Below are 7,338 nucleotides of genomic sequence, written 5' to 3' on the forward strand. Positions count from 1 at the left end.
GTCCGAGCCTCCCGGCTCGGACCCTCTCGCGTACCCCCTGCCGGCCCCCGCCCGAACCCCGCCCCGCACGGCTTGCCCCTGCCCTCCTCGTCCGAGGTGGACGCCCCGCCCGCCCCGGGGCCCGGCGGGCGCGCATCAGCACTCCCGCAGGTTGCCCTTCACCACCTTGCCGCTCGCGTTGCGCGGGAGCTCGCTGACGAACTCCACCGCCCTCGGCACCTTGTAGTTCGCCATCTCCCGCCGCGACCACGCGATCAGGTCGTCCGCCGTCACCGTCGCACCCGGCCGGCGCACCGCGTACGCCTTGCCGACCTCGCCGAGGCGTGGGTCGGGCACGCCGATCACCGCGACGTCGGCCACGTCCGGGTGCAGGCCCAGGAGCTGCTCGATCTCCGCCGGGTAGGCGTTGAAGCCGCCGACGATGAACATGTCCTTGATCCGGTCGGTGATCCGGAGGTTCCCGTCCTCGTCGAGCACGCCCACGTCGCCGGTGCGCAGCCAGCCGTCCGCGGTGATCGTGGCGGCCGTCGTCTCCGGGTCCTCGAAGTAGCCGCTCATGACGTGGAACCCGCGGACCATGATCTCGCCGGGTTCGCCGGGGGCGGCCAGGACGCGGAGTTCCGTGCCGGGGACCGCCCGGCCCGCGGTGGACGCGATCACCTCCGGCGGGTCGCCGCGGCGGCACATCGTGACGATGCCGCTCGCCTCGGAGAGGCCGTACGCGGTCAGGACCGTGGCGATGTCCAGTTCGGTGCGGAGTCGTTCGACCAGCTGGAGCGGGACCACCGCCGCTCCCGTCACCACCAGGCGCAGGGCAGAGAGGTCGTGGGAGGCGCGGGCGGGGTGGTCCAGGAGGGCCTGGTGGAGCGTGGGCGGGCCGGGGAGGACCGAGATGCGTTCGGCGGCGATGTTGGCGAGGACCGTGTCCACGTCGAAGACCGGCTGCGGGATCATCGTCGCGCCCCGCATCAGGCACGCGATGATGCCCGCCTTGTATCCGAAGGTGTGGAAGAACGGGTTCACGATGAGATAGCGGTCGCCCTCGCGCAGACCGGCCAGCTCGCTCCAGATCGCATAGCAGCGCAGCGTCTGTGCGTGGCTGATGACGGCGCCCTTCGGCCGGCCCGTCGTGCCCGAGGTGTAGATGATGTCGGAGGGGGCGGACGCGGGGACGGCCTCGGCCCGGATCCGGACCTGCCCGGCGGATATCCGCTCCCCCGCCGCCAGGAAGTCCTTCCAGGTCATGTAGCCGTCGGCCTCCGGCGCGGTGTCGGCCAGGACCACCACCCGCTCCAGGTGCGGGAGTCCGGCTTCGCACCGGCGCAGGGACGCCACGTACGACGTACCGAGGAACGTCCCCGTGACGAAGAGCAGCTTCGCGCGGCTCCGCTCCAGGACGTACGCCGCCTCCGCGCCCTTGAAGCGGGTGTTGAGCGGGACGAGGACCGCGCCCGCGGTCACCGCCCCCAGCGCGGACACGATCCAGTCCAGGGTGTTGGGCGCCCAGACCGCGACCCGGTCCCCCGGCTCCACACCCGAGGCCATGCACGCGGCGGCGGCCCGCTCCACGCGTGCGCCGAGTTCCGTGTACGTGATCCGGGTGCGGCCCTCGACCACCGCCTCCCGCTCGCCGTACCGCCCGGCCGCCGCCCGTACCAGGTTCGGGACGGTGGACCATTCCTCGTCGCCGCGCATCTCGTGCCCTCCCGCCGAACCGGAACCCGCGATAGCCACCTCGTAGCTGACTATCCGTCAGATTAGCTGTAGCCTCCTGCGCTGTCAGCAGTCGTGACGGTCTCGGAGGTGGCGGGTGGCGACGCTCAAGGACAAGGCGGCGATAGCCGGAATCGGGCAGACGGAGTTCGCGAAACACCTGCCCGAGTCCGAGAGGACCCTGGCGTGCCGGGCCATCCTGGCGGCGCTCGACGACGCGGGGATCGCCGCGTCGGAGGTGGACGCGTTCGCCTCGTACACGATGGAGGAGACCGACGAGGTCGAGGTCGCCAAGGCCATCGGGGCCGGTGACGTCACCTTCTTCAGCAAGGTGGGGTACGGGGGCGGCGGCTCCTGCGCGACCCTCGCGCACCTGGCCGCGGCCATCGCCACCGGGCAGGCGGGCGTCGGCGTCGCGTGGCGGTCACGGAAGCGCGGGTCAGGGCCGCGGCCCTGGAGGAACACCGCCGTGCAGCTGCCCACCCCCGCCCAGTGGACCCGTCCCTACGGGCTGCTGCGGCCGGCCGACGAGATCGGGATGCTGGCCCGGCGGTACATGCACGAGTACGGGGCGACCCGCGACCACCTCTTCAACGTCGCGCTCGCCTGCCGCAACCGCGCCAACCAGAACCCGGCCGCGGTGATGTACGAGCGGCCGCTGACCCGCGAGTTGTACATGACCTCGCGCTGGATCAGCGAGCCCCTCTGCCTCTTCGACAACTGCCTGGAGACGGACGGGGCCCTGGCCTGCGTCATCGTCTCCGCCGAACGGGCCCGCGACTGCCGGCAGAAGCCCGTCTACCTCCACTCCGCCGCCCAGGGACTGCCCGCCCAGCACCACGGAATGGTCAACTACTGGAACGACGACCCGCTCACCGGTCCCGCGTGGACGGCCGCCCGACAGCTCTGGAAACAGGCCGACTTCGGGCCCGAGGACGTCGATGTCGCGCAGATCTACGACGCGTTCACCCCGCTCATCCCGCTCTCCCTGGAGGGGTACGGATTCTGCGGGCGCGGCGAGGGCGCCGCGTTCACCGAGGGCGGGGCGCTGGAGAGCGGGGGGCGGCTCCCGGTCAATACGGGCGGCGGCGGGCTCAGCGAGGGCTACGTGCACGGCTTCAACCTCATCAACGAGGGCGTGAAGCAGCTGCGCGGCACCTCCACCGCCCAGGTCCCGGACGCCTCGACCTGCCTGGTCACCGCCGGGGAGGGCGTCCCCACGTCCGCCGTCCTGCTGAGGAACTGAGGAGCTGACCGCAATGGATGGACTGCTGCTGCCCGTCGTCGACGAGGACGGCGCGCCCTTCTGGGAGTACGCGGCCCGCGGCGAACTGCGTGTCCAGGCGTGCGCGGCCCCGGACTGCGGCCGGCTCCGTTTCCCGCCGCGGCCGTGCTGCCCGCACTGCCAGTCGTTCGCGAGCGAATGGCGGGTGATGAGCGGGCGCGGACGCATCTGGTCGTACGTGCTGCCACATCCGCCCCTGCTGCCCGCGTACGCCGCCCAGGCCCCGTACAACGCCGTGATCGTCGAGCTGGCCGACGCCCCGGAGATCCGGCTGGTCGGCAATGTGGTCAGCGGCGCCGGCGCACCGCTGAACTCCGTCGACCCGGCACGGCTGAGGATCGGGGCGGCGGTGAAGGCGGTCTTCTGCCCCGTCTCCCCCGACGTGACCCTGGTCCGCTGGCTGCTGGAGCGGTGACCGGGGATGGCGCTGCGCACGGAGACGGACCAGGAGACCGGGGTCGCACTGCTCACCCTGGACCGGCCTGCGAAGCACAACGCGATCGACCTCGCGACGGCCACCGAACTCACCTCTGCCTGGCGGGCGTTGCGGTACGACGACGAGGTGCGGGCCGTGGTGGTCACCGGGGCCGGCGGGCGGGCGTTCTGCACCGGCATCGACCGGGACGTGGACGTCCCGCAGCCCTCGTCCCCGTACACGATCGACGATCCGCTGCTCGCGATCGGGCCGAAGGCCAACGACCTGTGGAAGCCGGTGATCGCGGCCGTGGAGGGGATGGCCTGCGGCGGGGCGTTCTACCTGCTGGGCGAGGCGGAGTTCGTCGTGGCGTCGGAGGAGGCGACGTTCTTCGATCCGCACACCACGTACGGCATGGTCAGCGCGTACGAGGCGATCGCCATGGCCCAGCGGATGCCGTTCGGCGAGGTGGCCCGGATGTGCCTGATGGGGACGGCGGAGCGGGTCACGGCCCGTCGGGCGTACGAGACCGGTCTGGTCAGCGAGGTGACACCGCCCGGCGGCGCGGTGGCGGCGGCGCTGCGGGCGGCGGCGGTCATCGCCTCGTACCCGTCGGGCGCGGTGCAGGGGACGGTGCGGGCGCTCTGGTCCGCGAAGGAGGCCGCCCGGGCCCAGGCCTTCGCCCACGCCCCGCATCTGATCGCGCTCGGGAACCTGACGCCGGAGCAGCAGGCGGAGCTGTTCCGGGGGCGGGACGGGCGGGGGGCCGGGGGCGCGGGCGGGGAGTTCCGGGTGCGATAGGAGGGCGGTGGGCCGTGCCGCTCAGTAGCTGAGCTCGGCCGTGACCGCGCACTTCTTCACGCGGGAGACCTTGCGCGGGCTGTCCATTCGGACGGAGACGGTCTTCGTCTCGCCCCCGTCCGCCTCCACGGTGGCCTCACCGGTGTCGACGGTGTTGCCGGCCGCGTCGAGGAAGGTCACGTCGACTTCGTACGTGTGGCTGCCGGCCGTGTTCGCGGTGAGCCGCACGGTGGAGGTGGTGACGGCCTTGCGCTTGCCCTTGCGGGGCGTGGCGCAGCGGAAGACGTACGCCTGCGGGGCGTCGGTCGCGGTGGCGGTGGGGGTCGCGGTGCCGTACGTGGATCCGGAGGAACTGCTGCCGCCCGACGAGCTGTAGTCGTCGTCGTAGTCCGAGTCGGTGTCGTGGTAGGTGCCATTGCTCTTCTTGGAGCTGGAGCACCCGCCGCCGCCGCTGCTGCTGCTCGACTTGCTCTTGCCGCTCCTGCTCTTGCCGCCGCCCTTGCCGCCGCTGCTGGAGCTGGAGAAGCCGGTGAGCGCGAGTACCACCGCGACCAGGACCACGGTGAGCTTCACGTGTTGCCGCACCATCGGTACGTCCCCCTCGAGTTGTTCGTCGTGTGTGCTGCGTGCCGGTCGGTCCGGCCGCGCGCTTGCCGGACGTGCGCGTCCCTGCCCGGCGGGCCGGACGCGGGCCTTTGCGGGCCGGCTGCCGGACGGCCGCGCGACACCGTAGCGCACAGCATGGCGGGCGCTGTCCGGCAGCCCGGTCATGGTCCTGTCACGGTCTCGTCATCATCCGCCTGGTGGCGGGGGTCATGGTCGCGGCGTAGCGTCGAGTCGAGAGCGGTGAGGATCCGCGTCGTCGGCCGACGGTGCGCGTCTCACGCCCGCGCCCGCGAGAGGTGCCGGACATGATCCGCAACGTCCTCGGCCCGGTCCTCGCTCTCCTAGGAGCGGCGGCCGCCGTGCTGAGCCCCTTCCGTGACTGGTACGACGGCCGCCTCGGCCGGCACTACGGCGTCGACGACCTGTTCACCGGCGTCACCGGGGCGCACCCCGGCGTACTCGGCTCGATCCTGCTGCCCTTCCTCTTCGCCGCGGTCCTGGCGGTCGCGGGCGTCGTGCTCCGCTTCCGGCCGATGGTCGCCGTGGCGGGGGTGCTGGTGCTCGGGTTCACCGTGCTGTGGATGGTCCGCCAGGGGCAGGCGGACGGCAGCCTGACGGTCGCGGGCGACGGTTCGGGGCTTCAGGCCGGAGTGGCGGGCGCGGCGGGTGGTGGGGTGCTGCTTCTGCTGGGGGCGGCGCTGATGCCGGGCCCCGGGCGCGGGGGGCGGCCGGAGCGCCGCCGTCGCCGCGAGGAGCCGTACGCGGCGCCCGGATCGGCGGCTCCGGACACGTGGCCGCCGACCCGGGAGCCGGGGCCGTCGGTCCAGACGAGCCCGTGGCCGGAACCGGAGGTGGACCCGTACGTGGGCCCGCCGCCGGACCGGCCGGGCGGTTCCGGCCCGTCCGGCGATTGAGGACCACACGGGCGCCCGGCGGGACCGGAGCGCCCCGGGCCGGACCGGGAAGAGCTAAGCGCGGGGGCGGTTCCCCGTGCCCGTGCCCTTCAGCGCGTCCAGCGCGTACACGCAGCGGTCCTTGCTGCACGCGTAGACCACCCCGCCCTGCGCCACCGGCGAACCGGTGATCTCGCCGCCCGTCGCGAGCTTCCAGCGGAGTTGGCCGCCCGCCGCGTCCAGCGTGTACAGCACGTGGTCCGCGGAGCCGAAGTGGACGCGGCCGTCGGCGACGACCGGCGCGCCGACCACCTCGCCGCCCGCGGCGAACCGCCACTTCGGGGTGCCCGTGACCGCGTCGAGCGTGTACAGCGCGCTGCCGCTGCCCACATGCACGTTGCCCGCCACGACCAGCACCGGTTCGGTCGACTGGCGGGACTCCGTGGCGATGCGCCAGCGGTCCTTGCCCGTGGAGGCGTCGAGGGCGTACACCGTGCCGAGGTAGTCCGCGAGGTACACCCCGCCGCCGGTGACGGCCGGGCCGGGAGCGAAGGCGGGCGGGGAGAGGAAGACCGCGGGCGACTCGAAGTGCCAGCGCACCCGGCCGGAGAGGATGTCCACGGCGAGGACCCGGGTCCCGGCCGAGACGTACACGTAGCCGTCCGGAGCGGGCGTCACCCGGACCGGGACCCCGCCGCAGGAGGCCGCGTCGCCGACCGGGTAGGACCAGCGCTCGGTGCCCGTACGGGCGTCGACGGCCCGCAGCCGGGCGTCCTGCCAGAGGTAGACCGTGCCGTCGTGGAGCGCCGGTCCCGCCTCCGCCGTCTCGAAGTCCGTCTGGGCGCCGTGGATCTCCCAGAGTCTCTCGCCCGTGGACGCCTCCCACGCCTGGACGCCGCCACCCCGCGTACCGGTGACGATCGTGCCGCGCTCGGCCTTCAGGGAGTACACCCACGCGTCGGACTGCAGCCGCCACCGCTCCGCGCCGGTCGCCGCGTCCAGGGCGTAGAGCGAGGGGCCGTCGGAGGCGAGGATGCTGCCGCCGTCCACGGCCATCGCCCACGCCACGTCACGGGTCTTGAACTGGCGCCGCCCGTTGCCGGTGTCCAGCGCGTGCACCTCGAAGGAGGTGACGTAGAGCAGGTCGCCGACGACGACCGGGGTCCCCCACACGTCGTTCGACATCCGGAACCGCCACGGCCGCCAGCGCCCCGGCCCGTCGGGCGCGGCCTCGGGCGCGGGAGCGGGTACGGGCGCCGTCGGGGCGGTGACCGATGCGGCCACCCCGGCCGGCGGGCGCACCCAGCCGGTCGCCGGACCGGCTTCGGCGACGGCCGCCTGCGCGCGCACGTCCTGGGCGCGCGGGCCGGGACCGATCGGCACCTGCGCGCCGGACAGCCGCACCGGGCCCCCGTCGAGCATCAGTTTGTAGACGGTCTCGTCGTCCAGTCCCTTGACGTGGTCGAGGGCGACCTCCTTGGTGTGCGGGAAGGTCGAGTCGACCACGTCAAGGGACTGGACGACGAGACCGTCTACAAACTGATGCGCGGGAACGCGATCCGGATGCTCGGTCTCGACCTCGACAAGTAGGCGCGTGCCTCATGGAACTCGCGTACACGGAGGAA

6 protein-coding genes and 1 pseudogene are annotated in these 7,338 nt (G+C 73.2%); 4 read left to right on the forward strand and 3 right to left on the reverse strand.

The genetic code is table 11. The features are described from left to right. Nucleotides 1-135: 135 nt before the first annotated feature. Nucleotides 136-1,695, reverse strand: a complete 1,560-nt coding sequence (locus E6R60_RS23195) for a FadD3 family acyl-CoA ligase (RefSeq protein ID WP_136328544.1) — start codon at nucleotides 1,693-1,695, stop codon at nucleotides 136-138. Nucleotides 1,696-1,810: 115 nt separating this feature from the next. Here E6R60_RS23195 and E6R60_RS23200 point away from each other — a divergent pair, with 115 nt between their 5' ends. From E6R60_RS23200 to E6R60_RS23210, 3 genes are read left to right on the forward strand one after another with little or no spacing between them, the layout of a single operon-like run. After that, nucleotides 1,811-2,959 (forward strand): lipid-transfer protein, encoded by a 1,149-nt coding sequence (locus E6R60_RS23200; protein WP_136328545.1) that lies wholly within the window; start codon nucleotides 1,811-1,813, stop codon nucleotides 2,957-2,959. Nucleotides 2,960-2,972: 13 nt separating this feature from the next. Next, nucleotides 2,973-3,413: an OB-fold domain-containing protein gene (locus tag E6R60_RS23205; RefSeq protein WP_136328546.1), complete on the forward strand. Its 441-nt coding sequence runs from the start codon at nucleotides 2,973-2,975 to the stop codon at nucleotides 3,411-3,413. 6 nt (nucleotides 3,414-3,419) lie between these two features. Next, nucleotides 3,420-4,214, forward strand: coding sequence for an enoyl-CoA hydratase/isomerase family protein (locus tag E6R60_RS23210; protein WP_136328547.1), 795 nt, complete (start codon nucleotides 3,420-3,422; stop codon nucleotides 4,212-4,214). 21 nt (nucleotides 4,215-4,235) lie between these two features. Here the strand turns inward: E6R60_RS23210 and E6R60_RS23215 are convergent, their stop codons facing one another. Beyond that, complete coding sequence (locus E6R60_RS23215; RefSeq protein ID WP_136328548.1) at nucleotides 4,236-4,802, reverse strand: hypothetical protein; 567 nt, start codon at nucleotides 4,800-4,802, stop codon at nucleotides 4,236-4,238. Nucleotides 4,803-5,125: 323 nt separating this feature from the next. Between E6R60_RS23215 and E6R60_RS23220 the strand changes: the two genes are divergently transcribed. After that, complete coding sequence (locus E6R60_RS23220; RefSeq protein WP_136328549.1) at nucleotides 5,126-5,734, forward strand: hypothetical protein; 609 nt, start codon at nucleotides 5,126-5,128, stop codon at nucleotides 5,732-5,734. Nucleotides 5,735-5,788: 54 nt separating this feature from the next. Here E6R60_RS23220 and E6R60_RS23225 read toward each other — a convergent pair. Beyond that, nucleotides 5,789-7,129: pseudogene (locus E6R60_RS23225) on the reverse strand (PQQ-binding-like beta-propeller repeat protein); the annotation flags it as partial. Nucleotides 7,130-7,338 lie beyond the last annotated feature (209 nt).

This window comes from Streptomyces sp. A0642 (assembly GCF_004795105.1).
Classification (GTDB): domain Bacteria; phylum Actinomycetota; class Actinomycetes; order Streptomycetales; family Streptomycetaceae; genus Streptomyces.